The 25,000-nt window shown below is 61.4% G+C and carries 23 protein-coding genes; 13 read left to right on the top strand and 10 right to left on the bottom strand.

What is annotated here, in order from left to right; translation table 11 throughout:
- Positions 1-84: 84 nt before the first annotated feature.
- The 6 genes from C2L64_RS22250 to C2L64_RS22275 all read left to right on the top strand — a co-directional run bounded on the left by C2L64_RS22250 (position 85) and on the right by C2L64_RS22275 (position 5,824).
- The gene (locus tag C2L64_RS22250; protein WP_009769727.1) at positions 85-2,475 is read left to right on the top strand and encodes an ATP-binding protein; all 2,391 of its coding nucleotides are present in this window, start codon (positions 85-87) and stop codon (positions 2,473-2,475) included.
- 17 nt (positions 2,476-2,492) lie between these two features.
- Complete coding sequence (locus tag C2L64_RS22255; protein ID WP_009769726.1) at positions 2,493-3,233, top strand: methyl-accepting chemotaxis protein; 741 nt, start codon at positions 2,493-2,495, stop codon at positions 3,231-3,233.
- Positions 3,230-3,769: a hypothetical protein gene (locus C2L64_RS22260; RefSeq protein WP_009769725.1), complete on the top strand. Its 540-nt coding sequence runs from the start codon at positions 3,230-3,232 to the stop codon at positions 3,767-3,769. Before C2L64_RS22255 ends, C2L64_RS22260 begins: the two co-directional genes overlap by 4 nt.
- A gap of 70 nt (positions 3,770-3,839) precedes the next feature.
- A complete protein-coding gene (locus tag C2L64_RS22265) occupies positions 3,840-4,205 on the top strand; it encodes a response regulator (RefSeq protein ID WP_007731984.1) in 366 nt (121 codons plus the stop codon).
- A gap of 199 nt (positions 4,206-4,404) precedes the next feature.
- The gene (locus tag C2L64_RS22270; protein ID WP_009769724.1) at positions 4,405-4,713 is read left to right on the top strand and encodes a DUF4148 domain-containing protein; all 309 of its coding nucleotides are present in this window, start codon (positions 4,405-4,407) and stop codon (positions 4,711-4,713) included.
- 535 nt (positions 4,714-5,248) lie between these two features.
- The gene (locus tag C2L64_RS22275; protein WP_007731989.1) at positions 5,249-5,824 is read left to right on the top strand and encodes an H-NS family nucleoid-associated regulatory protein; all 576 of its coding nucleotides are present in this window, start codon (positions 5,249-5,251) and stop codon (positions 5,822-5,824) included.
- A 239-nt stretch (positions 5,825-6,063) separates the two neighbouring features.
- On the opposite strand, the gene C2L64_RS22280 is transcribed toward C2L64_RS22275, so the two are convergent.
- Both C2L64_RS22280 and C2L64_RS22285 read right to left on the bottom strand, forming a co-directional pair.
- A complete protein-coding gene (locus C2L64_RS22280; protein WP_007731991.1) occupies positions 6,064-6,333 on the bottom strand; it encodes a DUF1488 family protein in 270 nt (89 codons plus the stop codon).
- Positions 6,334-6,565: 232 nt separating this feature from the next.
- Positions 6,566-7,444, bottom strand: coding sequence for a LysR substrate-binding domain-containing protein (locus tag C2L64_RS22285; RefSeq protein ID WP_009769723.1), 879 nt, complete (start codon positions 7,442-7,444; stop codon positions 6,566-6,568).
- Positions 7,445-7,568: 124 nt separating this feature from the next.
- On the opposite strand from C2L64_RS22285, the gene C2L64_RS22290 reads away from it, so the two are divergent.
- Positions 7,569-9,089, top strand: a complete 1,521-nt coding sequence (locus C2L64_RS22290; protein ID WP_009769722.1) for an MFS transporter — start codon at positions 7,569-7,571, stop codon at positions 9,087-9,089.
- A 79-nt stretch (positions 9,090-9,168) separates the two neighbouring features.
- Positions 9,169-10,584 (top strand): aminotransferase-like domain-containing protein, encoded by a 1,416-nt coding sequence (locus C2L64_RS22295; protein WP_009769721.1) that lies wholly within the window; start codon positions 9,169-9,171, stop codon positions 10,582-10,584.
- Positions 10,585-10,600: 16 nt separating this feature from the next.
- On the opposite strand, the gene C2L64_RS22300 is transcribed toward C2L64_RS22295, so the two are convergent.
- On the bottom strand, positions 10,601-10,789 hold the full coding sequence (locus C2L64_RS22300; protein ID WP_007745548.1) for a DUF2970 domain-containing protein: 189 nt from the start codon (positions 10,787-10,789) through the stop codon (positions 10,601-10,603).
- Positions 10,790-11,060: 271 nt separating this feature from the next.
- Between C2L64_RS22300 and C2L64_RS22305 the strand changes: the two genes are divergently transcribed.
- Entirely contained in the window at positions 11,061-11,528 is a 468-nt protein-coding gene (locus tag C2L64_RS22305; protein WP_007745553.1) for a PRC-barrel domain-containing protein, read from the top strand.
- A gap of 83 nt (positions 11,529-11,611) precedes the next feature.
- Here the strand turns inward: C2L64_RS22305 and C2L64_RS22310 are convergent, their stop codons facing one another.
- Positions 11,612-12,508: a fructose bisphosphate aldolase gene (locus C2L64_RS22310; protein WP_009769720.1), complete on the bottom strand. Its 897-nt coding sequence runs from the start codon at positions 12,506-12,508 to the stop codon at positions 11,612-11,614.
- 165 nt (positions 12,509-12,673) lie between these two features.
- Positions 12,674-13,081, bottom strand: a complete 408-nt coding sequence (locus C2L64_RS22315; protein ID WP_009769719.1) for a PPC domain-containing DNA-binding protein — start codon at positions 13,079-13,081, stop codon at positions 12,674-12,676.
- 145 nt (positions 13,082-13,226) lie between these two features.
- Between C2L64_RS22315 and C2L64_RS22320 the strand changes: the two genes are divergently transcribed.
- The gene (locus C2L64_RS22320; RefSeq protein WP_009769718.1) at positions 13,227-13,772 is read left to right on the top strand and encodes an SRPBCC family protein; all 546 of its coding nucleotides are present in this window, start codon (positions 13,227-13,229) and stop codon (positions 13,770-13,772) included.
- A gap of 9 nt (positions 13,773-13,781) precedes the next feature.
- On the opposite strand, the gene C2L64_RS22325 is transcribed toward C2L64_RS22320, so the two are convergent.
- A complete protein-coding gene (locus tag C2L64_RS22325; RefSeq protein ID WP_009769717.1) occupies positions 13,782-14,675 on the bottom strand; it encodes a DMT family transporter in 894 nt (297 codons plus the stop codon).
- A gap of 475 nt (positions 14,676-15,150) precedes the next feature.
- Here C2L64_RS22325 and C2L64_RS22330 point away from each other — a divergent pair, with 475 nt between their 5' ends.
- From C2L64_RS22330 to C2L64_RS22340, 3 genes are all read left to right on the top strand, one after another.
- Complete coding sequence (locus tag C2L64_RS22330) at positions 15,151-15,420, top strand: DUF1488 family protein (RefSeq protein WP_007745560.1); 270 nt, start codon at positions 15,151-15,153, stop codon at positions 15,418-15,420.
- 307 nt (positions 15,421-15,727) lie between these two features.
- Complete coding sequence (locus C2L64_RS22335; RefSeq protein WP_009769716.1) at positions 15,728-17,227, top strand: SulP family inorganic anion transporter; 1,500 nt, start codon at positions 15,728-15,730, stop codon at positions 17,225-17,227.
- An 84-nt stretch (positions 17,228-17,311) separates the two neighbouring features.
- Positions 17,312-18,760, top strand: coding sequence for an MFS transporter (locus C2L64_RS22340; protein ID WP_009769715.1), 1,449 nt, complete (start codon positions 17,312-17,314; stop codon positions 18,758-18,760).
- A 106-nt stretch (positions 18,761-18,866) separates the two neighbouring features.
- On the opposite strand, the gene C2L64_RS22345 is transcribed toward C2L64_RS22340, so the two are convergent.
- The 4 genes from C2L64_RS22345 to C2L64_RS22360 form a co-directional block, all read right to left on the bottom strand.
- Positions 18,867-19,877, bottom strand: a complete 1,011-nt coding sequence (locus tag C2L64_RS22345) for a DUF2891 domain-containing protein (protein ID WP_009769714.1) — start codon at positions 19,875-19,877, stop codon at positions 18,867-18,869.
- Positions 19,878-20,007: 130 nt separating this feature from the next.
- The gene (locus C2L64_RS22350) at positions 20,008-21,312 is read right to left on the bottom strand and encodes an NAD(P)/FAD-dependent oxidoreductase (RefSeq protein ID WP_009769713.1); all 1,305 of its coding nucleotides are present in this window, start codon (positions 21,310-21,312) and stop codon (positions 20,008-20,010) included.
- Positions 21,312-22,607 carry an NAD(P)/FAD-dependent oxidoreductase gene (locus C2L64_RS22355; RefSeq protein WP_039901931.1) on the bottom strand — a complete coding sequence of 432 codons (1,296 nt, stop codon included), beginning with the start codon at positions 22,605-22,607 and terminating at the stop codon, positions 21,312-21,314. The genes C2L64_RS22350 and C2L64_RS22355 overlap by 1 nt, the downstream gene beginning before the upstream one ends.
- A gap of 793 nt (positions 22,608-23,400) precedes the next feature.
- Positions 23,401-24,972 (bottom strand): DUF3138 family protein, encoded by a 1,572-nt coding sequence (locus tag C2L64_RS22360; RefSeq protein WP_009769711.1) that lies wholly within the window; start codon positions 24,970-24,972, stop codon positions 23,401-23,403.
- Positions 24,973-25,000: the final 28 nt, after the last annotated feature.

Below are 25,000 nucleotides of genomic sequence, written 5' to 3' on the forward strand. Positions count from 1 at the left end.
CGATAATCCCGTCGCCCGTCAAATTGACAAATTCAGAGCGGGCAGCACTGCCACATAGCAGTGACAGACCACGGGGAATACCACATGACCATCCGTCACCGCATCACTCTACTGGTGGTGTTGATGCTGGTCGCCTTGTCGGCGATCGGTGGATACGCTGTCTATCAGACTCGCGGCAGTGCCGCAGACGTTCGGCAAGTGACGCAGGGCGTCGTGCCGAGCGCGCTGGCTTCGGCAGACCTTGTCTCGCAGGTCAAGGACGTGCAGCTCGCGACGATGACACTCGTCTATTCGCCCGACGCGAACATGGTCGAGCAGGCTCAAAAAGAACTCGCCGCGAAAGAGAAATCGCTGCGCGAAGCACTCGACCTGCAGGCAAAAGCAGCCGCGAGCCATGCGCAGGAAGGGCTCGTCACGCAGGCGCGCGACAGCCTCGCCAACTACTTCGCGGCTATCAACGATACCGCGAAAATGAAGGCCGAAGGCAAGAACGATCTCGCGCAAGCCTATCTGTTCGCGAACGTCGCGCAGTACCGCGACGAACTCGAAGGCATCGTCGAAACGCTGCGCATCGAAAAGAACCGCCAGAAAGACGAAGCCATCGACGCGTTGAATACGGGCCTCGCGACGACTACCACGGCGATTGGCAGCGCATCGGGTGCGGCGATTCTGGTGCTGATCGCAATTGGCCTGCTGCTATACCGGCAGATCACGCGACCGCTTTCGCGCATGCAGGAGATGATGAGCGAGATCGCTTCGAGCCAGGATTTCACGCGCCGCGTGCCCGTGGGCCGCATGGACGAGATCGGCCATTCGATTGTCGCGTTCAACGGCATGATCGAAAAGATCCAGCAAAGCTCCGCGCAACTGAAGCAGAAGACGGCCGATATTCAGGCGATGTTGCAGAACATGCAGCAGGGCATTCTGACGGTTGTCGAAGATGCGAAGATTCACTCGGAGTACTCGGCCTATCTGGAAGAGATCTTCGAAACGAACGATATCGCCGGGCGTGCGCTAATGGACCTCGTATTCGGCGACAGCGACCTGGGTTCGGATACCGTATCGCAAGTCGAAGCAGCCGTGCTGGCGTGTATCGGCGAAGACAGCATCAACTTCCAGTTCAACCAGCATCTGCTCGTCAACGAACTGACGCGCAAGATGCCCGACGGCCGCGTGAAGACGCTCGATCTGAGCTGGTCTGCGATCACCGACGAAAGCGACACGGTGATGCGCCTGATGCTGTGCGTGCGCGACGTGACCGAGTTGCGCCAGCTCGCCGCAGAAGCGGGCGAGCAGAAGCGCCGCCTCGAAATGATCGGCGAAATTCTCTCGGTGAGCGAGGAGAAGTTCCACCATTTCGTTGAAAGTGCAACGGGCTTCATCAACGAGAACGAACGCATCATCCGTCAGCATGCGCAGGTCAACGAGCCGGCTGTCGCCGAACTGTTCCGCAACATGCATACGATCAAGGGCAATGCGCGGACTTACAGCCTCCAGCATCTGACCAGCATCGTGCACGAAACCGAGCAACGTTACGACGCGCTGCGCCAACCCGAGGCGGCGCACGAATGGGATCAGGAGCAACTCATTGCCGAACTGGCGCGCGTGAAAGAAGCGTTGCAGCACTACGCGACGATCAACGAAGTGAGCCTCGGCCGACGCAAGGCGGGCCGTGTCGGCAGCGCCGAACGCTATCTGATGGTGGATCGCGAGCATATTCAGGAAAGCCTGCGCCTGCTCGATGCGGCGAACCCGGCTGACATGCTCGATCTGCTGACGGCGCGCGACTCGGTGCGCAGGACATTGCGCCTGCTTGGTACGGAGAAAGTCGAAGAGGCGCTCGCCGGCGTGCTGCACTCGTTGCCCTCGCTTGCCGCCGAGCTTGGCAAGACCGCGCCCGCCGTGCGTATCGACGACAACGGGTATCGCGTTCGCACGCAGGCGGGCAGCATGCTCAAGAACGTGTTCATGCATCTGCTGCGCAATTCCGTCGATCACGGCATCGAGCCCACCGCGCAGCGTGTAGCGCTCGGCAAACCGGAAGCGGGTGTCATCGATATCGAAGTGGGCGTCGCCGAAGGCGCATTGCAGATCACGTTGAGCGACGATGGACGCGGTCTCGCGCTGTCGCGCATTCGCGGCATCGCGGCCGATCGCGGCTGGCTTCAGCCCGACACGCAATTGAGCGACGAAGCTGTGGCGGAATTCATCTTCCGTCCGGGCTTCTCGACTGCGCAGAACGTGACGGAGGTGTCGGGCCGCGGTGTCGGCATGGATGCGGTGCGCGATTTCATCCGCCGCGAAGGCGGGCGCATCGAGTTGCGCTTCACGGACGATCATGCGGGCGCGGATTTCCGCCAGTTCCAGACGATCGTCTATCTGCCGGAGAACTGCGCTGTCGATAGCGTCGGCACGTCGATGCATGACGCCGCGCAAACAGTGAGTTCGATTCAGGCGAATGCACATTTCGAATAGCACGACGGGGATAGGCTGTGGTTGATCAGTATGTGATTGCGGCAGCATTGGCGGGTGTCGCGTGGGGCGCGCTGGCAGGTTTGTTCGTGCATCGGTGGTGGTACCGGAAACGGGCCGCCGCGCAACGGCAGACGACAGTCGATGCGCAGAGCACCGCGCTCGCCCAGGCTGAAGAACGTCACGCCGCCGAGGTTCGGCAGCACGAGCAGCAGGCGCGCGAACTGCACGCGCTCGTCGATACGCTGCGCGACGATCTCGCGCAGCAGTCTGTGTCGGCAGAAGAAGCGCGCGAAGCGCTGAATGCGCTGCATCTGCAAAAGGACGAGTGGCTGCAACAGGCGACGCGCCTCTCAACGGAAGCGGGGCGCCTGCGGCATCTGTCCGCCACGTTCGAGCGCTGGCACGAGCAGATGATCTCGCTAATGTCGCAGAACCACGACATGCACTCGAAGAACAATGAACTGTCGTCGATCGTGCGTCATGTCCTGATCGTGTCGCTGAATGCGTCGATTGAAGCGGCGCGCGCGGGCGCAGCGGGGCGCGGTTTCTCGATCGTCGCAAGCGAAGTGCGTTCACTTGCGGCACGCTCGCAGGAATTGTCGAAGAGCTATCACGACAGCCTGAATCGCAACGACCTGATCACGACGGCCACGTTTCAGGACATTCAGGCGGGCGGCAAGATGATTGCGGCGTCGCTGGCGAGCGTCGAGGCGCTTGCCGGTCAGATTCAATCCCGGTTAGAGCAGGCGACGACGTGATCAGTCAGCAAGCGAAAGACAGTATCGAGCGGATCTTTTTGTATTCCGCGCGCACGCGTTTGCCTGTCGATTCCAGCGACGCATGCGACATCACGGCACTCGACGCGCAGCAGGCCAATACCGCGCTTGCGAGCCATATCGTCGTTCTGACCATTTCATCGATCGCATTCCGCTTTCTGCTCGTGCTGCATTTCAACGATGACCAGGCGACGCGCGACTACTATCTGCGCGAGTCGGAAGAACGCTCGTTGGCGGAAGCACTGATGGAAGTCGGCAATCTGTGTTGTGGCGCGATCAATCAGCAATTGGTCGAGTTCTTTCCGGACCTCGGGATGTCGACGCCTTATCAATTGAGCGGCGCTTGCGTGCCTTATCTGACGGAGTTGAAGCCGGGCTATCTCGCGGCTTTTCGCGTGAGCATCGGCGCAAACGTACAACTGGGCGCGACGCTGTGCATATGCGCGAGTTCGCCCGTCGATTTTGTCGCGTATGTGAACGAGGCCGAGGAGAGCACGGGTGAACTCGAACTCTTTTGAATGCTTCTGAGCAGCGCAGAGAGCACATTTTCAATCAATGCGCCGTATGAAAGGCGCTACGGGGTAAGCAATGGCTAAGGTTCTGGTAGTGGACGATTCGAGCACGGTGCGCGATGAAGTCGCGGGTTTTCTGAGGAAGAATGGTCTCGACGTCGATACCGCTGTGGACGGCAAGGATGGTCTCGCGAAGCTGAAGGCGTCGCCCGGCATCCGTCTCGTCGTCAGCGACGTCAACATGCCGAATATGGACGGCCTGACGATGGCCGAAAAGATTCGCGGCGAACTGGCCAATGCGAGCGTCAACATCATCATGCTGACAACGGAAAGCAGCCCTGCAATGAAGGAGCGCGGCAAGGCGGCAGGCGTGAAGGGCTGGATCGTAAAGCCGTTCAAGGGCGACGCAGTGCTCGAAACGTTCCGCAAGCTGGCCAGCTGACGGCTTGGCGCGGCATGGACGGGCTGCCGCGTCGGGGGCGCGGCGGTCCATTCATGACGCGCGGATTGTAGCAATTCCTTGAAAGATCTATTCGAGCCTCACGTATTTATCGGCGGCGGTCGCGCTTCTACACTCTGTTCAACGGTTGCAGAACACCCGTTCTCGCGCAACCCAACAGACAGATCTGGAGGTAGTCGCCATGAAATCGCTCGGTCAATTCGTTATCGTCGCCGCTCTTGTCAGTGCTCCCCTGGCCGCATTCGCGCAGAGCAATCAGCCTTTGACGCGCGCACAGGTGCGCGAAGAACTCGTGCAATTGCATAGCGTCGGTTACAGCCCACTCGACGATCGCAACAGCTATCCCACGCATATTCAGGCTGCCGAAGCGCGTCTGGCCGCACAACAGGCTGCGTCGACCCAGCAAAGCGGATTGGGTGGCGCGGTGAATGGCGTGTCGGAAGCCGGCGTGCGCGCCGATGCGAATGGCATCACGTTCTCGCATCATTAACAGTTGTTTGCGGGGCGGCGTACGCAGACTCTCTGACTGCAGCGAGTTCTGAGTCAACCATTAGGCCGGAGCCTGTCATGCACAGTCTTCGGCCTTTTCACATTCGCGATTCGCGCATCGCGCATAGCATTGAGGCAAATTGGAAAAAAGAAGTAGTGAATGTGAATTTATTGCTTGATGCATCGGATGTGCTTCTACAAACGAGGGCGTTTTGTACCGGGTGACATTCGCGAAAGTCCATTTCTTCAGTAGAAGGACACCGCGCTAATTCCGATTAGCGTGTCAGCGCTTTCGGACGTGGAATCTTAAAAGTCTTATGGATAGCGTGAGTAATTGGACAGTCAACATCGATGCAAGCCAATTGACATTTGTCGTACACCAGATAAATCCTGGCAATTGGGGGCCTCGATTGGACACTCTGGGGCAATCAGGCAGTACAACGACTCGCGCGTGTCTTTTCATGTAATAGATGAACTCTAGCCATATATGACCGGTCCATGGCATAGTGCCGGTATCTTCAATCAGGAGTTTCAATATGGCTACACTCGAAGCACTTCAGGCAAAGATAAAAAAGCTTCAGGCCCAGGCGGAAGCCATTGCGTCGAAGAAGTCGACGGTGGCGCTCGAAGGCATTCGTGCACTGATGGCAAAGCACAATCTGACTACGGCTGATATCGACGCGCATCTCGGCCGCAAAAAGCGTGGCCGTCCTGCGTTGAAGTCGGCAGGCGTGCAAACCAAAGGCGTAGCCAAATACTCCGATCCTAAAACGGGTGCAACCTGGACGGGGCATGGCCGTGCGCCTGCATGGATTGCGGCTGCGAAAGACCGTTCGAAGTACCTGGTGGCGGGCGCGTCCGCACCGGTTGCCACGGGCGTCGCCGTAAAGCACGGCACGGGTAATGGCCAGCCGAAGGGACCGCAACCGGCGAAGTATCGTCACCCCGAAACTGGCGCGACATGGAGTGGCCGTGGTCCTGCACCCGCATGGCTGGCGGGCGAAAAAGACCGTAGCAAGTTCCTGGTCGCTGGAGCAAAAGCGGCGGGCTTGAATGGCGTTGCGCGAAAGAAGATCGGTGCCAAAAAGGCAGGAAGAAAGCCGCGCGCGTAAGAACGACGAAAAGAATCAGGAAGGGGCGGGACTGCGTTCTCGCCTCTTTTCGGCAAAAGAAGCTTTGCCTGATGGCGAAGTCGGCACGCTTTTGCCGAACGTAGTGGCGAATGCACAAGGCCGGGTGCACAGCATTTTTATGCGTGAGCCATTTCGGCTCAATTGCTCATCGATGGGTGCCGCCCAATTTCGGCGGCACCGCACGCGCCGTCCTTGCCTTCCGGCGCGCGCTCCCTTCTTCAATGTGGTTTATGAAAGTCGAGCGTCTCCAGTTCGACCGACTGCCCCCCATTTCGTTGCAGCACGCGGCGCGCTGCGTCCTCGATTGTCTTGCGATTACCCTCGAACGTCGTGATCAGATCGTGCGACGACGTACCTGTATTGCCGAAATGGTTGTTCAGGGCGTCGATTGATACGCTGCACCATACCTCTTTTCCTTCGACGGTCGCTTCGAATGCGACTCGCGATGCGGCCACGACGTGCCGGCGGCTGGTGAATTCGATGGTCATTTGATTTCTCCGTGAGTGCCAGATGAAATTCACGAACGCTCGCTGGCGCCGGCCTTCCGGGCGATCTGTTCGCGGTCCAAGGCCAGGCGGCGCGGGGTGGGGCGCTCGCTTCGGTGCAGCGCAGCAAGGAACGATCCAGTCCGGCTCGTGCCGAACCCGTTGGGGGCGAGTGACGCCGGGCATCGGAATCGTTCTCCCATGATAGGCCGCTAACGGCGCAAAAGCCGGGAAACTACTGATCCGGCGCGCCCGTCATCTGCGCGATGAGCTTTTTCGTCGCGGGCGAATGCTCGAATTTGCGGAAAACGGCTGCGACTTCCGATGCGATTGGCTCGCCCGCCAGCGTCTTGAAGACGACATTGGGCAGATTGATGACCCGCGTCAGCACATTTGGCACGATGGCGACGCCCACGCCGACGGAAACCTGCGTCAGGACGGCCAGCAGCGTGCCGGGCGCGCTGACGATGCGCGGGTTGAACCGCCCGCGCCGCGCGATTTCCCGCGTGCCCAGCTCCTGTTCTGGCACGACGAAGCTCTCGCCCGCCAGCGCGCGCGCCTTGATCGGCCCTGTGGCAGCCGCCAGCGGATGCTCGGCGGGTAGCGCCGCGCAGAACGCATCGCGAGCCAGCACGTGAGCGCGCAGCGACGGCGGCAGATCCACCGGCAAGCGGACGAATGCGACATCGACGCGGCCTTCCTCCAGCAGCGCGGGCAACTCGCCCATCGGGTGCTCGGTGGCCTGCACGAGCACGTGCGGCCGGGCTTTACGGAACGCGCGCAACTGTTTCTGCAAGATGCCGGAAAAAGCCGCCGAGCCGACATAGCCGATATGAATACGCCCCAGCTCGCCGCGCCCGGCGCGCTGGCCGACGTGCAACGCCCGCTCGAACTGCGCGATGGTCTCGCGCGCTTCGGCGAGAAACGCTTCGCCGGCGGGCGTCAGCGCAACCGAGCGCCGCGTGCGGCGAAACAGTTGTGCCTGCAGCGCGCGCTCCATCTCCTGGATCTGCACAGTGAGCGTGGGCGGCGCAATGCCGAGCGCTTCTGCAGCCTGCGCGAAATGCAGTCGCTCGGCGACGGCGATGAAGTAACGCAGGTGCCTCAGCTCCATAACGCGATGCTTCCCGGTATTAGGTAGAAACTAATTATATTGAACACGACGGGCAATGAACGGAATAGAGAAAGCTGGTGGAATACAGGCTTCCTTTCCGCAGGTTTTCCGCCGGGTCCGTCCGATGAGCTCGATTACCGCTTCCCGTTCCGTCTCTCGCGGCACGCCGCTGCTCCTCATCGCCTCGATGGGTTGCGCGATGACGGTGCTCGACACCAACGTGGTCGGCATCGTCCTGCCCACTATCGCGCGCGATCTCAACGCTTCTTTCGCCGATATCGAATGGGTGATCAGCGCGTATGTGTTGTGCTTCGCCGCGCTGCTATTGCCCGCTGGCTCGCTTGCCGACCGCTATGGGCGCAAGCGCGTGTTTCTGACGGGCATCGCGCTGTTCGCGGCCGCGTCGCTCGCATGCGGCGTTGCGCCGACGGCCGAGCTGCTTTACGTCGCGCGGGCTGCGCAAGGCGTCGGCGCGGCCTTCCTGCTCGCGCCGGCGCTCGCCATCATCGGCCACGCGTTTCATGACGAGCGCGAACGCGCGCGAGCCTGGGCGGTGTGGGGCGGCATCATGGGGCTGACGATGGTCCTCTCGCCGCTGATCGGCGGCGTGATCAGCGCGTGGCTCGGCTGGCGCTGGGCATTCGCGATCAACGTGCCGATCTGCGCGTTGCTGGCGACGGGCGTCGTGCGGATCGTCGACGAATCGCGTGATCCGACGCCGAGATCGCTCGATCTGCCCGGTATTGCGCTCTTTGCCTCGGCGATGTTCTCGCTGACGTGGGCGCTGATTCTCGGACCTGACCGCGGATGGCTGAGCACGCCGGCGCTGTCCCGCGCATGCGCCGGCGTGAACCTTTTCGCGTTGTTCGTGTGGGTGGAAAGCCGGCGCGCGCATCCGATGCTCGATCTCGCGCTGTTCCGCTCGCTGCCGTTCGTCGGCGCGATCGTGGCGATGTTTGCTTATGCGTCGTCGGCGCAGGTCATGGCTTCGCTGTTGCCGCTATTTCTGCAAAACGCGCGTGGCGAAAGCGCGCTGGTCGCGGGCGCGGGCATGCTGCCTTTCGCGATTGCGATGCTGATCTTGCCGCAGCTAGGACGCAAGCTCGCAGCGTACATGGACTCGCGCCAGATTCTCACGCTCGGCCTCGCGGTGGTCGCATGCGGCAATCTCGCGATGATGGTCGCCGCGCGCAGCGCCAGTCACGCATGGCTGATCGTCGCCATGGCGCTGCTCGGCAGCGGCGGCGGCCTGCTGAACGGCGAGACGCAGAAGGCGATCATGGGCACAGTGCCGCGCGACCGCGCGGGCATGGCGTCCGGCATCAGCACGACCTCGCGATTCACGGGCATTCTGCTCGGCTTCTCCGGGCTGGGCGCCGTGCTGGCCGAAGGCGTGCGTTCCGCGCTGACGGCACAGATGACACAGACCCATCTGCCCGTCGTGCAAGGCTTTACCGAGCGTGTGATGGCGGGAGACTTCTCGCGTGCGTTTGCGCTCTATTCACCGGCATCGATGGATGCACTCGTTCATATCGCACGGTCGAGTTACGGCGAAGGCTTTGCGCGTGCATTCGCTGGCGCATCGATCGTGGCGGCGGTATCCGCGTCGATCGTATTTCTGTCGATGCGACGCAAGAATCGCTGATCGCAGTTGATTGCGCAGGCGTGTACCGATTAGTATAAAAAGCTCTGTGTCACGAGCGCCCCGCCACGCGCAATGTTCAATGAACCGATATGAAGCACTCGCCAATACGATGGCGGCCGAAATACGCTCGGGCAGTCTTGCTGTCGGCGCGCGCATGCCTTCGTTGCGGCAGGTCATTGCGCAGCATGGCGTGAGTCAATCGACGGCGTTTCGTGCGTACTATCTGCTGGAAGAGTGGGGCCTCATTCGCGCGCAGGAGCGCTCCGGCTATTACGTCGCGCCGGGCGCAGCCGTGCGCGACACGCGGGAAGCGACCGCGAAGCGCGCGCTCACAGAGTCCGCGAAGGTCGATATCAGCGAACTCGTTTTCAGCGTGCTCGAAGCGGCGAAGCATACGAGTGTCGTACCGTTAGGCTCGGCTTTTCCCTCGCCGATGCTGTTTCCGCTACAACGTCTTTCCAAATCGCTTGCACAAACATCGCGGACGATGAACCCATGGAGTACCGTCGTCGATTTGCCGCCGGGCAACGAGGCTTTGCGCCAGCAGATCGCGCTGCGCTATCTCGGCATGGGCCTGTCGCAACCGCTCGATGAGATCGTCGTCACGAACGGCGCGCTCGAAGCACTGAATCTTTGCCTGATGGCCGTGACGCGTCCCGGCGATGTCGTGGCCGTCGAATCGCCTGGCTTTTATGCGGCGCTGCAGGCTATTGAAAGACTCGATCTACGCGCAGTCGAAATACCCGTCGATCCGCAAACCGGCCTCGACGTGGACGCGCTTGCGCAAGCGCTGGGAAAGCAGCCTATTCGCGCATGCTGGTTCATGACGAATTATCAGAACCCGACAGGCGCGACGATGCCGGTGGAAAAGAAAAAGGCGCTCGTCGAACTACTGGCACGGTATGACGTGCCGCTGATCGAAGACGACGTCTATGGCGAACTGCATTTTCAGGCGGATTATCCATTGCCCGCCATCGCCTTCGACCGGAAAGGGCTCGTCATGCATTGCAGTTCTTTCTCGAAGACGCTCGCGCCGGGATATCGGATTGGCTGGGCCGCTGCGGGTAAGTTTGCGGAGAAAGTACAGCGTGCCAAACTGATGACGACGCTATCGGCGAGCATTCCCGTGCAGGCGGGTATCGCCGACTATCTTCAGCATGGCGGATACGACAGGCATCTGCGAAAACTGCGTGCCGCGTTGCGCGCGCAACTCGATGCAATGAATCTCGCGCTACGCCGCGCGATGCCGAAAGGCGTGAGGTGGACTTGTCCTTCAGGCGGCTATTTCGTGTGGCTCGAATTGCCCGAGCACGTCGATGCATTGACGCTGCACAGGCAGGCGATCGAACAGGGCGTGAGCCTGGCGCCTGGGCCGATCTTTTCCGCGTCCCGCAACTTTCGGAATTGCGTGCGGCTGAACTTCGGGCACCCGTGGAATGCCGATATCGAACGCGCCGTGCATGTGCTTGGCGGGTTGATCGCGCAGGCCACCTGAGCGCACAGCGCGAGCGTCAATGCGCAATCGTGACGGCGATTCTGGCGAATGCAAAGAGAAGCCCGCCGAAGCACAGCGCGAGCACGACGGCCATCACGGGCAGCAGCGGCAGCTTGACGGTCGCGAGATCGGCTTCGTGCGCAGCGCCACGCCGCACGCCGAAGAAACTCCACAACACCATGCGCATCATGTTCAGTAAGCCCATTTCAGTTCTCCCGCCGGTTGCGTGAAGTCACGCGTTTTCATGGGTCAATCGTAGGCGGGTGAGGGCATTGGTGTAAGAAGCAGTTGACTGCTTTTCCTGCGTAGCAGTGGTGCGGCAGGCTGTCGCACTGGATATCGGTTTCGGGAAATATGACTTGCACCTGATCCGAACAGGTAAAGTTTTCAGTTCGATTTCATTCCCGGCTCGCCCTCGTCCGATGCAGGAACGCCCATTGCGCGCCTTCATGCGCTCACTTTCATAGGAGGCAAACATGGGCTCAATTAATCCGCAAACGCGCAGAACGGGTGGTGCCGATATTGTCGGCGGCGGCGTCGGTGATGGTCCGGGGCCGGAGGTGATGGCAGCGGCGACGCTCGACGGAACGAAGGTGTATTCGTCCGATGCAGAACATGTCGGCAAGATTTCCGACATCATGCTCGACGTGCGCAGCGGGCGCATTGCGTATGCCGTGCTGTCCGAGGGTGGCTTTCTCGGCATGGGCGCAACGCTGCACGCCATTCCGTGGAGTGCGCTCACGCTCGACACCGACCAGAAGTGCTTTCACGTCGATATCAGCGCGCAGATGCTGAAAGACGAACCGGGCTTCGACAAGGACCACTGGCCCAGCATGGCCGATTCCAGATGGGGCGAATCGCTGCATACGTATTACAACCGCGATCCGTACTGGGTTTCGCGCCGCGACTACGTCGACCCCGACGTGCCGCCGACCGCGCATTGACGTGAAGCGCTGAAGCACGTTAAAAGCACGTTAAGGCGAAGCCGCGCATAGACATATATGCGCGGCTTCATCGCAAATACCGCTCAGACCTTGACGGCGGAAGCGTCGTAAATCTCGTCGATGGCTTCAGAAAGCTTCGCGTTGAATTCGCTATCGCTCAGCTGCTTTTTCAGGTCATTGATGAGTGCCCGCGAAAAGCTCGCGATCATGCCGTGATTCTTTTCAAGCAGTTTGCACGCTTCAGTACGCGTATAACCGCCCGATAGCGCCACGACGCGCGCCACCCGCGGATGATCGATCAGCGGCTTGTAGAAATCGGCGACGTCGGGAATAGTCAGCTTGAGCATGACCTGCTTGTCGGCGGGCAGTGCGTCGAGGCCTTTGATGATCTCGTCGCGCAGCGTCTTCTCGGCGCCTGCCTTGTCGGGTGTCTTGATCGACACTTCGGGTTCGAGGATCGGCATGAGGCCGCCCGCGTCGATTTGCGCGCCGTACTCGAACTGCTGCTTGACGACGGCAGCAATGCCCGCAGGCGAATTCTGCTCGATGACCGAGCGCATCTTGGTGCCGAAGATGCCGAGCTTGCCCGCGCGCGCGAGCAATGCGTCGAGTCCGGGGATCGGCTTCATCAGACGCACGCCGTCGCTTTCCGCCTCGAGTCCCTTGTCGACCTTGAGGAACGGCACGACGCCGCGGTCTTCCCAGAGAAACGAAGGCACGGGTTTGCCTTGCGCCTGCCCGTCCATCGTGGCTTCGAAGAGAATCGCCGCGATGACCTTGTCGCCCGAGAATGCAGGGGCGGTGATGATGCGCACGCGCATTTCGTGGATCAGCTTGAACATTTCGGCATCGCCGTTGTAGGCGTTCTCTTCGATGCCGTACTGCCGCAATGCGCCAGGCGTGGAGCCGCCGCTCTGGTCGAGCGCGGCGATGAAGCCCGCCTTATCAGAAATCTGCGCCAACATTTTTTCATTTGCCACGGACGTTTCCCTCCTTGAACAACTGATTAGTGACCATGTGTTTCCGACCCGACAAGTGTAAGGCATTGCGGCGCACGCTCCTACACTGCGGGGACGGTGACCAATCGAACAGACAAGCGAAGAACGTTCCAGGGGCGCTGGCGGATTCGCGTTTCGCGCGCGGCGCTACTCGCCACGCGGCCAGTCACGGATGAACAGCTCCATGAAACCCGTCCGCGGATCGGCTTCGCGCGAGAACGCATGATCGGGCAGCAACGCGAGCAAAATTTCAACGGTCGTTCGCACGATGCAGCCGCGCGCCACATGTCCGCCTAACACGTGGCCATCGGCGTCGGAGACCGACATGTGCAGATGCGCGCCGTCTGGCGCAACCGAACCGGCGAGCGTCAGGATTTCCAGGTCGGCGCGCAGTTCGCTCGGCTGGTCGATGCCGGCGAATCGCAACCGCGCGACGCTCAGGCTGCCGATGCCCTGAACCACGAACGCGGCCGTCGCGCCGAGCTGGCGCACCGTGTCTTCCAGCGCGTCGCGAAGATCCTGGCCGGGTTGAAGGCGGAGAGGATGGGCTTGCATCGGTGGTCTTCCGTTTGACGTTGCGACATCGCGTGGAGGCGCGCGTCGATCCTCATTGGCGCGGCCACGCCGCTAACATACAGTACCAGTAAGAAGGAAAAGAACCCTCATCATTCGGAAGCGTGCCGACACGGCACGAACAGCGATGAAAGCGCTACTGCGAGCAATCGTCATGGTGGCCTGCGTGGCGGCCGCGATCGGCGTGCTGTTCATTCCGCTGCCGCGCGCACTCGATCTGTCGACGCGCATCGTCACCGTCATGCCGATCGCGCGGGAAAGCACTACTGTTTTCGACTACGTGACGACGCCCGCGCATTGGCCCGCGTGGCATCCGTCGTCGCTGTCCGTGACGGGTGCGACCGATCATTCGCTGGGTATGGGCGAGCAGACCACAGAAGAATTTCGCGTCGCCGGGCGGCGCGGCGAGGTCGTGTGGACGGTTGTCGAACGCAAACGCCCCGAGAAATGGACGATCGACGGCACGATAGAAGGGCGCCCAGCCGGCACAGTCAGCTACGCGCTGACGCCCGACACGCACAGCGAGGACGGCACGGAGTTCGAGCGCACCTTCACGTACCGTTCGCCGACGCTCTGGTTCGCGTTGCTGAACGCAGTGCTGCTGCGCGCGAAGATCCAGGCCGAGTCCGACGAAGCCGTCGATCGGCTCAAGGACATCCTCGAAAAGCCATAGTGTCAGTCATCACTCGGGCTCTGTCTGCGGCGCTTTGCGCCGCAGCGCCAGCGCGACGCCGCTCAACGTGAGCGCCATCGCCGCGGCTTCTTTCCAGCCAAGCGGCTCGCCGAGCACGAGCGCTGCCGCAACGATGCCCATGATCGGCACCAGCAGCATGCCGATCGACGCGATCTGCGGCGGCAGATGACGCAAGGTTGCGAACCACGCGAGATAGCACACGCCCATCGGCACGAGCGTCATATAGATCAGCACGGCCCAGCCGTCCGCGTGCAGCGACGCGAGTTCCGGGTGCTCGATCAGTAGCCCCGCGACGATCATCGGTGCGCAGCCGAGTCCGACCTGCCACGCGACGAGGCTGATGGGCGGGACGGGAATCGGCGTGCGCGCGATCACAGTGCCGAGCGCGAACAGCACGGCCGCCAGCAGCGCGAAGGCGATGCCCGCGATCTTGCCCGCGTCGAACGCCACACCGCGCCCGCCGAGCAGCACCACGACGCCAGCGAGACCGAGCAGCAGCGCGAGAAACTCGACGGTGGACGGCCTGCGCGACAGGACCGGCCACGCGAGCAGCATTGCCCAGATCGGCATGGTGTAGACCAGCAGCGCGCCTTCGCTGACGCTCAGCCATTTCATCGAGAGCGTGGAAAAGCCCATCCACGCGAAGACGTTCGTGCACGCCGCGAGCAGCAGGCGCGGCACGTACTCGCGCGGCACGCGTGGCCGCTCTCCCACGCACACGGCGACCACGCCGAGCAGGACGGACGCCGTCACGCCGGCAACACCGCGTGAAAATAGCGGTGGCCATTCGCGCAGCAGTACTTTCATGGCGGGCCAGTTGAGCGCCCATCCCGTTGCCGTAACCAGCAGATAGATGAGTCCCGTCCAGCGCGAATGCTTCATCGACTATTCGTATGAGTTCTTTTGAGAGCCTCGATCATACGAGGTTCTTCGATCACATGGATTTCTTCGTTAGATGCAACGTGACATATGGCGCAAACGATTGCGATGTATGCTTGACGGAGCGGGCACGCGTTACGCCGATTCGTTCGTGCGCAAAGTTTTCGTCAGACGGAAACGCTGCGATGCGCGTCGTGCGAGTGCGCACGAAACTGCGTGCGAAAGCAGCTGTCTGACGTCGAGGGTCAACTGCACGATGGCCTTCAAAATGCGAACATCTCGGACGTTTTTTCATCGTTGGGTGTTGTACGGACCACGCGTACCGGCCGTACAAACGTTTGCATTGGGATGCGTCGAGGGTTCGCCCGAACTGATCGATGCCGAACGGGATGAGATAGTTTGAGTGCGGGAATATGGGTGCTGGGTTCATGAAAGCAACACGAAACACTGGTAGATCGCAGCTCACGAGAGGCTGAACATGGAACAGTCCTTAAGCAACTTTGCGCTTTCGACTAACGGCCAAGCCGTGACTTTCGATATCGTCGTGCAAAAGCGTGCGATAGGGTGCGCGATTACGCGCGACGCGCTCGAGCAGCATTTCTGGCTGGAACGCGGGGCGGACGAATCGCACCTCACGAAGGCGTTCGGCAACGGCCTGCGCCGTATCGCCGCTGTCGCCGAGCGCAAGGCGCTCGCGAAGGGCGCGACGCACGTGTTGATTACCGCAGACGATTTCGAATACCGCTAAAGAAGCGGCTGCCTTCACCGCACGCCACTGCGCGTGAGCCGCTGACCCTGTAAAATCGCGTGCGCTGCGCGAGAGCCGCGCACATCAGGCGATCCGGCTCGGGCTTGCCGCCACGAGCCTGTCATCTTTCCATCCCGTCCACCCTTGTGCCCAGCCGCACGCCATCCGGCTTGCGAACCGGTCGACGACGCGGCGTCCGTGCACGCCATGTCCGTCATGCACAACCAGGGTGCATCGCAATCCGTTCACCTGTGCTCGCGCGAGTGAGTGTTCCCCGACGGCACGCCCGATTCGTTCATACAACAAGATGCAAGACCGCAGTTTTACCGCCTCCCGCTTTTCCTCGCTTCGCGGCGATGTGCTCGCCGGCCTGACTTCATCGTTTGCGCTCGTGCCCGAATGCATCGCGTTCGCGCTCGTCGCGCATCTCAATCCGCTGATGGGCCTGTATGGCGCGTTCTTCATCTGCACGATCACGGCGCTGTTCGGCGGCCGGCCGGGCATGATCTCGGGCGCGGCAGGGTCGATGGCCGTGGTGATCGTCGCGCTCGTCGTGCAGCATGGTCCGCAGTATCTGTTCGCGACCGTCGTGCTGGGCGGCCTGCTGATGATGCTCTTCGGCGCGTTGCGGCTCGGCAAGCTGATCCGGATGGTGCCGCATCCCGTGATGCTCGGCTTCGTCAACGGACTCGCGATCATCATCGCGATGGCGCAGTTCGAGCACTTCAAACAGGCGTCGCCGCAAGGCAGCGTATGGCTGCACGGTCACGCGCTGTGGCTGATGGGCGGACTCGTCGCGTTGACGATGGCGATCGTGTACGGCTTGCCGCGTCTGACGAAAGCTGTGCCGCCCGCGCTTGCGGCGATTGTCGGCGTGGGCGTGCTGAGCCAGTTGCTGCATTTGCCGACGCGCACGCTCGGCGACATGGCGCACATTGCAGGCGGCCTGCCCGAATTCAGCATGCCAGGCGTACCGCTCGATCTCGACACGCTGCGCATCATCTTTCCGTATGCCGCGTTGATGTCGATGGTCGGCTTGCTCGAAACGCTGCTCACGCTCAATCTCACCGACGAACTCACGGAATCTCGCGGACAACCGAATCGCGAGTGCATTGCGCTCGGCGCCGCGAATATCGTGTCGGGCCTGTTCGGCGCGATGGGCGGCTGCGCGATGATCGGCCAGACCGTCATCAACCTCGGCTCAGGCGGGCGCTCGCGGGTGTCGGGCGTGACGAGCGGCGTGATGATCCTGCTCTTCATCCTGTTCCTGTCGCCGCTGATCGAGCGCATTCCGCTCGCGGCGCTGGTGGGCGTGATGTTCGTCGTCGCGCAGCAGACGTTTTCGTGGGGCTCATTACGCGTGCTGAAGAAGGTGCCGCGCAGCGACGCGCTCGTGATCATCGCGGTCACGATCATCACTGTGTTCACCGATCTCGCGACGGCCGTGCTGTGCGGCATCGTCGTTTCGGCGCTGAACTTCGCGTGGCAGCACGCGAGCGAGATTCGCAGCGAAACGCTCGACGACGCATCGGGCGAAACGACCCACGCGCCGCGCGGCACGCTGTTCTTCGCATCGACCGCGCATTTTCATGCGCTGTTCGAGCCGCATAACGACCCGGCCAACGTGACGCTCGATTGCCGCCATCTGCATTGTGCGGATCATTCGGCGATTGCGGCACTGGAAGCGCTGCACGCGCGCTACGCAAAGCTCGGCAAGCGCCTGCGCCTAATCAATCTCTCGGTACGCAACCGGCGTCTGTTGCAGCGGGCCGATGCCGGCGTGGTGATGCTGCAGGAAGGCAACTGACGCCTGCCAGCCGATGCGCGGCTACAATGCGAGCCTGGCCTGCATTCGAAGTCGCGGCAGGCCTTCGACACAGGAGACAGAACAATGACAACGCAAGACCAGGCGGGCATCCCGCAGCCTGGGACCACGCAGACGAGTACGACCGCATCGTCGCATTCCGCCATCGACGCCGGCACCATCAGCGCGCGGCTCGACCGCTTGCCCGCGACGCGCTCGGTATGGAAGCTCGTCGTGATGCTGAGCCTTGGCTTCTTCTTCGAGCTTTACGATCTGCTCTATACGGGTTACGTCGCGCCCGGCATCGTCAAGAGCGGCATTCTCACGTCGACCACGCAAGGCCTGTTCGGTACGACGGGCATCGCGAGTTTCATCGCGACGCTGTTTCTCGGGCTGTTCATCGGCACGATCGCATGTGGCTTTCTCGCGGACCGCTTCGGCCGCCGCGCGATCTTCACCTATTCGCTGCTGTGGTACACGGTCGCCAACGTCATCATGGCGTTTCAGGAGACGGCCACAGGGCTCAACTTCTGGCGCTTCATGGCGGGCCTTGGAATCGGCGTCGAACTGGTGACGATCGGCACGTACATTTCGGAGCTGGTCCCGAAGCACATTCGCGGCCGCGCATTCGCGTGCGAACAGGCGGTGGGCTTCATGGCTGTGCCTGTCGTCGCGTTTCTTGCGTGGCTGCTGGTGCCGCGCGCGCCGCTCGGGCTCGACGGCTGGCGCTGGGTCGTGCTGATCGGCGCGCACGGCGCGCTGTTCGTCTGGTGGATCCGGCGCAATCTGCCCGAAAGTCCGCGCTGGCTCGCGCAGCAAGGGCGCGTCGATGAAGCGGACCGCGTGATGCGCGCGCTCGAAGCGAAGGTCGAGGCCGAGTACGGCAAGCCGCTGCCGCCGGCTGCGCCGCCCGTTCCCGTGCCGCCGAGCGGACGTTTCAGCGACATGTGGGTGCCGCCTTATCGTAGCCGCACGCTGATGCTGAGCATCTTCAACATCTTCCAGACAGTCGGCTTTTATGGCTTCGCGAACTGGGTGCCGACGCTGCTGATCAAGCAGGGCATTACCGTGACGACGAGCCTTGCCTATTCGAGCGTGATCGCGCTCGCGGCGCCAGTCGGTCCCATCATCGGGCTTTTCATCGCGGACAAGTACGAGCGCAAGAGCGTGATCGTCGCGATGGCGGCGCTCATCATCGTGTGCGGACTGTGGTTCAGTCAGACCACGGCGGCCGCGCTGCTGATCTGTCTCGGCGTCGGGCTGACGCTGGGCAGCAATATCATGTCGTACAGCTATCACGCCTATCAGGCAGAGCTGTTTCCGACCAGCATCCGCGCGCGTGCAGTGGGCTTCGTCTATTCATGGAGCCGCTTCTCGGCGATTTTCACAGCGTTCTTTATTGCGTCGGTACTCAATTACTTCGGGTCGACGGGCGTGTTCGTGTTCATCGCGGGCGCAATGGCGATCGTGATGCTGGTGATCGGCGTGATGGGGCCGCGCACGCGCGGCGTTGCGCTCGAAGAGATCTCGCACTGATCGGCAACGCGCGTCTTTTGCTACCTGAAAAACGGAATGGCCAGTGTCTTCACAGACACTGGCCATTTTCAATTGCGCCGCGAACTGGTTGCGATCGCTACTTTCTCTATGCTTCGAGCGCGAGCGTAGCGAACGTGGCGAGCCAGTGCTCGCCCATATAGTCGCCCGCTACATGTTGCAACGCGGTTTCCAGATGAACGTCGGCGGCTTCGAAGAGCACGGCGCGGCGCGGATCGTCATTCGACAGCGCGCGCGCCAGCGACCGCTGGCACCACGCGCGGCTCAGGTTCAGCCCGTCGAGATGCGCGATCTTGCCGTCGCTGCGATCCGTGACGGTGGCGGGGACGAACAGCGTCGCGGGTTGACGCTGCGCGAGATCGGGCAGGAAGCGCTCGAACCATCCGGCGAATTCGGCAGGCGGCAGCACGCGGCGCATCAACTCCGCTTCCATCAGCGAGGGCGACAGGAACTCGTCGCCCGACGGTTCCCACGCCTGGCATCCGGCGTCGTTCAGGTACCAGCGCTTCGCCGTATCGACGACGAGGCGCGCGAGCGAATCGCGCTGCGTGCGATGCGCGAAGTCGAGCGTAAGCGCCAGCGCGAACGCGGTGTTGAAATGCGTGCCGACCCGCAGCGGATACGTCGCCTTCGGCAGAAACTCTTCGAAGCGTTCGACGAAAGCCGCCGTCAGCGGCTCGATGGTCTGTGCCCAGCGGTCGGCTTGCGGCAGCTTTAACGATGCGACCTGACCCGACAGCGCGAGCAGCCACCCCCAACCATACGGGCGCTCGAAGCCGCGGTTATGCGGCAGGTCGAGATACGCGCGTTCACCTGCGACGTTCTGCGCGGTGAAGTGCTCGTCGACGACGGCGACGATGCGCGGCGCTTCCGGCAACTCCGGAAAGCGTTCGATCAGATGCAACAGCAACCAGTAGCCATGCACGCTCGAGTGCCAGTCGTAGCTGCCATAGAAGATGGGGTGCAGCTCGCGCGGGCCTTGCACGTCCTGCGGCCCGGCGAGCGAATGCGTGAGCTTGTTCGGATACTCGCGCGTGAGGTGAGCCAGCGCGAGGCCCGCGAATTTCGATGCGATTTCAGAAGTGAGTACGGCAGTCATCGACGCCTCGTCGTAACGGGTTGTGGGTTACGGTAAGCCTTCAATGCGGGTGTGGCGCATCGAGGGTGAGGTGCACATTCTGCCTTTACTTAACCCGGTCTGTCATGTGCAAGCCGTGTTGCAATGCGATTCAGAACAGCTCGCGAATCCGGTGATAAAGCATTCCTAGTTCCAGCGCCGGCCCGCGCAGCGCCGGGCCGCCGGGAAAGCGCGCGTGCCTGATGCGCGAGAACAGATCGAGCGCGGCCGTGTCGCCTGAGATCGCCTTTGCAATGATGCGCCCCGCAATGCCCGTCAGCGCCACGCCATGACCCGAAAAGCCTTGCACATAGAAGTAGTTCGGATCGATCGCGCCGAAATCGGGCGCGCGATTGCGGGTAATATCGACGAAGCCGCCCCACGCAAATTCGATCTTCGTATCCGCGAGTTGGGGAAACACGGCGAGCATGCGCTTGCGGATATCCTCTGTCAGTTGCGCAGGGGATGCGCCCGTCGAACTCGCGCGTCCGCCGAACAGCACGCGATGATCCGCCGACACGCGAAAGTAGTCGAGGAAAAAGTTGTTGTCACAGATCGCGGTCCGGTTCCTGATCAGTGCATCGGCGCGCGCGTTGCCGAGCGATTCCGTCGCGACGATATACGACGCGATGGGCGCGATGCGCGCGGCGATTGCAGCGGGCAACACATTGCCGAGCGTCGCGTTGCCGCACGCGGCAACGAAGCGGCAGCGCACTTCGCCCGTCGCGGTACGCACCACGGGCCGCGCGCCGCGCACGACTTCGAGCACGGGCGAATGCGCGAAGAGTTGCGCGCCTTCGCGGCGCGCCGCATCGGCGAGACCGAGGCAATACTTGAGCGGATGCAGATGGCCGGACAACGCATCGTAGACGCCTGCCAGATAACGTTCGGACGCGATGCGTCCGCGCATGTCGCTAGCAGCGACCCACGACAGATGCGGATAACCCCAGCGGTTTGTCGCCGCATCCATCCATGCACGCAGATCGGGGACGCGTTTCGCTTTGGTCGCGACCGTCATAAAGCCCGGCGTGAAATCGCATTCGATTCCATAGCGCCCGATCCTTTCGTGCACCAGCTTGACGGCATCGACCGACAAGGCCCACGCAGCGCGCGCGCCTTCGAGGCCAAGTTGTTTTTCGATGATCTCGTCTTTCGCAAAGCCGGCGAGCATCTGACCGCCGTTGCGTCCCGACGCACCCCAGCCGGGGCGATGCGCATCGAGAACGACGACGGAAAGCCCGCGCGCGCGGCATTCGAGCGCCACCGACAATCCGGAGAAGCCCGCGCCGATGACGCAGACGTCGGCGTCGAGCGAGCCTTCCAACATCGGATCGTCCGCGAGCGGGCGCGACACTGTGGCTTCGTAGTACGAGTTGCCGATCAGCGCATCCGCGCGGCGGTCGAGTGTTTCTGTCATCAGAGCCAGTCCTTCATTCGATACCAGGCCATTGCAAGCACAAGCGCGGGCGTGCGGAGCAGTGCGCCGCCGGGAAAGTCCCGATGGCGGATTTTACCGAACAGATCGAATCGCGACGCCTGGCCATGGATGGCTTCCGCGATCAGCTTGCCCGCGAGGCCGGTCGTATTGACGCCGTGTCCCGAGAAGCCTTGCGCGAAGTAGACGGTCGGCGCGAGGCGGCCGAAATGCGGTGCGCGGTTCATCGTGATGTCGACGAAGCCGCCCCATGCGTAGTCCACTTTGACATCGGCGAGTTGCGGGAAGGTTTTTAGCATGTCGCGGCGCATGGATTCGGCGAGATTGCGCGGCGCAAAAGTCGAGTAGCTGACCTTGCCACCCCAGAGCAGACGGTTGTCGGGAGCAGGGCGGAAATAGTCGAGCACGAAGCGGCTATCGCAGACGGCGGCGCGCGCGGGCATCAGCGCGGCGGCGCGGGCGGGGTCGAGCGGTTCCGTCGCGATTACGTAGGTGCCGACGGGCATGATCTTTCGGGATACTTGTGGCGCTAGCGTTCCGAGCCATGTGTTGCAGGCTAGCACTACGTAGTTGGCGCGCACCGTTCCTTGTGCTGTTTCGATCAGATGTGTGCTGTTTTCTTTGCGTAGTGTTGTGACGCAACTGTTTTCGTAGATGCGGACGCCACTTTCGACGGCTGCGCGGGCGAGGCCTAATGTGTAGTTGAGGGGATGCAGGTGGCCGCTGTCCGGGTCGAACAGGCCGCCGAGATAGCGGGACGATTGCACGTAGTGGTCCATGTGCGCGCGTTCGATATACCGATATCGGTCGTGGTTGAAGCGTTTTTTTGCGTCATCGCGCCAGGTGCGTAGTGCGTCTGCGTGTTTTGGTTTGTTGGCGGCTGTGAGGTAACCCATCGTTAGATCGCAGTCTATGCTGTGCTTCGCTACGCGGTCTTTCACTATGTCCAGCGTTTCTAAGCCCATTTTCCAGATGCGTTGGACGTCGCTCTCGGGCATGTACTTGCCGAACGTGTCTATTTCGCAGGCGAAACCGCCGATCAGTTGGCCACCATTGCGGCCGCTCGCCGCCCAGCCGACTTTTGATGCTTCTAGCACCGCTACTGTGTGGCCGCGTTCGGCGAGATTCAATGCGGTTGAGATGCCGGTCAGGCCGGCGCCTATTACGCAGACGTCGACGGTTATGGTTTCATCCAGCGGTGGATGTTGCGTGCGGTCGTTGGTGGTTGCTGCGTACCACGATGCTGTGTGAGGTTGGGAGTTGAGGTTTTCTGGCATGGGCGAGGTGTCGGTGGTGTTTGGTATTTGGTGTTTGGTGCTTTTGCCTTTTTGCTGGCATCCGCGTTATGCCTTCGTGCTTCAGGCGTCGCCCCTGTGCGGGGCGGCACCTACTTTTCTTTGCCGCCGCAAAGAAAAGTAGGCAAAAGAAAGCGGCTCACACCGCCAGCTCTTGTATTTGCCTGAGGGCCCCCAACCGGTCCCTCACTTCACACGGCAATCACGTGACGCATGCTCGTTGCCAGCGCTATTTCTGTACGCCTCACCCACTTCATGTACCCGCGTCGCCACATGCCGTGCCAGATATTCCACAGCCGCCCAGGTGGCAAACTGTGTGTAGGCCGTAGCGACACACACGCTTCACTTCGGACCCGATAGCGCGCGCATACCTCCATGCAAGAGCGCCAAGCTATACGCCGCGACAACCTACACACAGTTTGCCACCTGGGCGGCATAAACCATTCGCTGCCACTAGCCCGCGTATGGGAGTTCGAAGCGGGTGAGGCGTTTATTCGAAGCGTTGGCAACGCGCGCCAATAGAGATGTTGCCGTGTGAAGCGTAAGACCGGTTGGGGTCCCTCAGGCAAATACAAGAACTGGCGGTGTGAGCCGCTTTCTTTTGCCTACTTTTCTTTGCGGCGGCAAAGAAAAGTAGGTGCCGCCCCGCACAGGGGCGACGCTTGAAGCACGAAGGCAAAACGCGGATGCCAGCGAAAGAGCAAACACCGTAACGCGGATGCCAGCGACGCCCCAGGCACACCAATCAAGAAGCGTCGCAGACATAAAATCACCCTCAGAAAGAGTAAATAAACTGCGTAGCCAGCAAATCATTCGACTTGCTATAAGACCCATCATTCCGCAAGAACACGTTCTGATTCGCCCAGTCGTGGCGATATTCCACCTTGACGGTAATCTGCTGCGTCGGGAAGAACAACAGATCCAGCGCGACATCCTGACGGTTAGCCCCCTTGCACTCAAACCCAAGGCCACCATTGGCCTTCGAGTTAGCTAGACAATCAGCACCGATACCGAACCCGTTATTCACATCCATACCATTGGAATTCAAAGCAATCCCACCACCGCCACCACCATTCTTGCTATTAACGAGCAAGTCATACCGCAAAGTCGCACCCATGCGACCCACCACAGGCATATTGAACTTCCGATGCGCGAGCAGTGACAGACCATACCACTGCGCCTGGCCGCCGTTAAACGCCGCATTCTGCTGCTGACCATAATCGAGTTCGGCGTTGTACTGCACATCCGCCAACGTATAAGTCGCGTCGACTTCGCCAAAGAAGAACGTCCCGCCCGAGCTAGGCGCCTGCCCACCCACGCCATAAGTGACATTGCCTGTCGCCGGATCGACGGCACTCGGCAGCGTCTGACGCCCAATATTGAACGAGCCACCAATATCCAGCGCACTGGACCACGTATAGTCAGCACGCGCAGTAAACGTCGGAATCTTGTTGCTCGTCGTGATCGGATCGCCCAACGCATTCGTGCCCGTCTGCGTGACGGCACCATACGTGCGGTACTGTTCATTGCCAACAAAGAACTTCCACGCCCAGTTGCCCGCCGTATAGTTCGCACCGACGCCGACATAGCTGCCTGGATCGGAGAAGTCATACAGCAGGTTGTGCGTGAGCGTAAGCATCTGGTTCGATTGCTGCACTTCATAACCGCCAAAGCTCGGAATCAAACCAGCGACGAACGTCGTCGACCCCGTCAGCGGCACAGTGACGACGGCCGTGTTCAGGATGTTGTTGCCAATGTCGCCATGCGAGTTCTGCAGCAGCGTGATGCCGTTGCCGCGGTTCGGCATCAGCGTGATTTCCGCCGACGGCGCCATCGGCCCGACACCGAACGTCTTCTTGATGTCGAGATACAGATCGCCGAACGTGCTGTTGTAGTAGTTGTACACGCTCTCGTGATTCGCGAACAGGAACGACGACGAACTCTGCGCGCGGTTATAGATGTACGTCGGGTCGATATAGCCCGTCACCGAAAGACCTGCAATCGGCCCCGTCTGCGCCGCGTCTTCCAGCGAATCCACCTTCAACTGCTGATTCGCGATCTGCTGCTTGATCGTGGTCAGGTCGTCGTTGCTGATGTTCGCGGGCGCCCGGCCGTAATCGGGAGAAGTGATATCAGCCGGGGCGGCGGCCAATGCGGGCGTAGTGGCTGTGCCCACAGCAGGCTTCGCTGCAGGCGCGGTGGCCACTTGCGCACGCAATTCCTTCACTTCTTTTTGTAGCGCGTTCAGTTGTTGCTGAAGCGCCTTGATCTGTGCGCTGGTCGAGTCCGCAAAAGCGGCACCCGGCAGAGCCCCCGCTACCAGCAGACAGATAAGTTTCTTTCTCATGCAATTTTCTCCTTGTTTGTCGTATTGC

The sequence above is a fragment of the Paraburkholderia hospita genome (genome assembly GCF_002902965.1).
Lineage (GTDB): Bacteria > Pseudomonadota > Gammaproteobacteria > Burkholderiales > Burkholderiaceae > Paraburkholderia > Paraburkholderia hospita.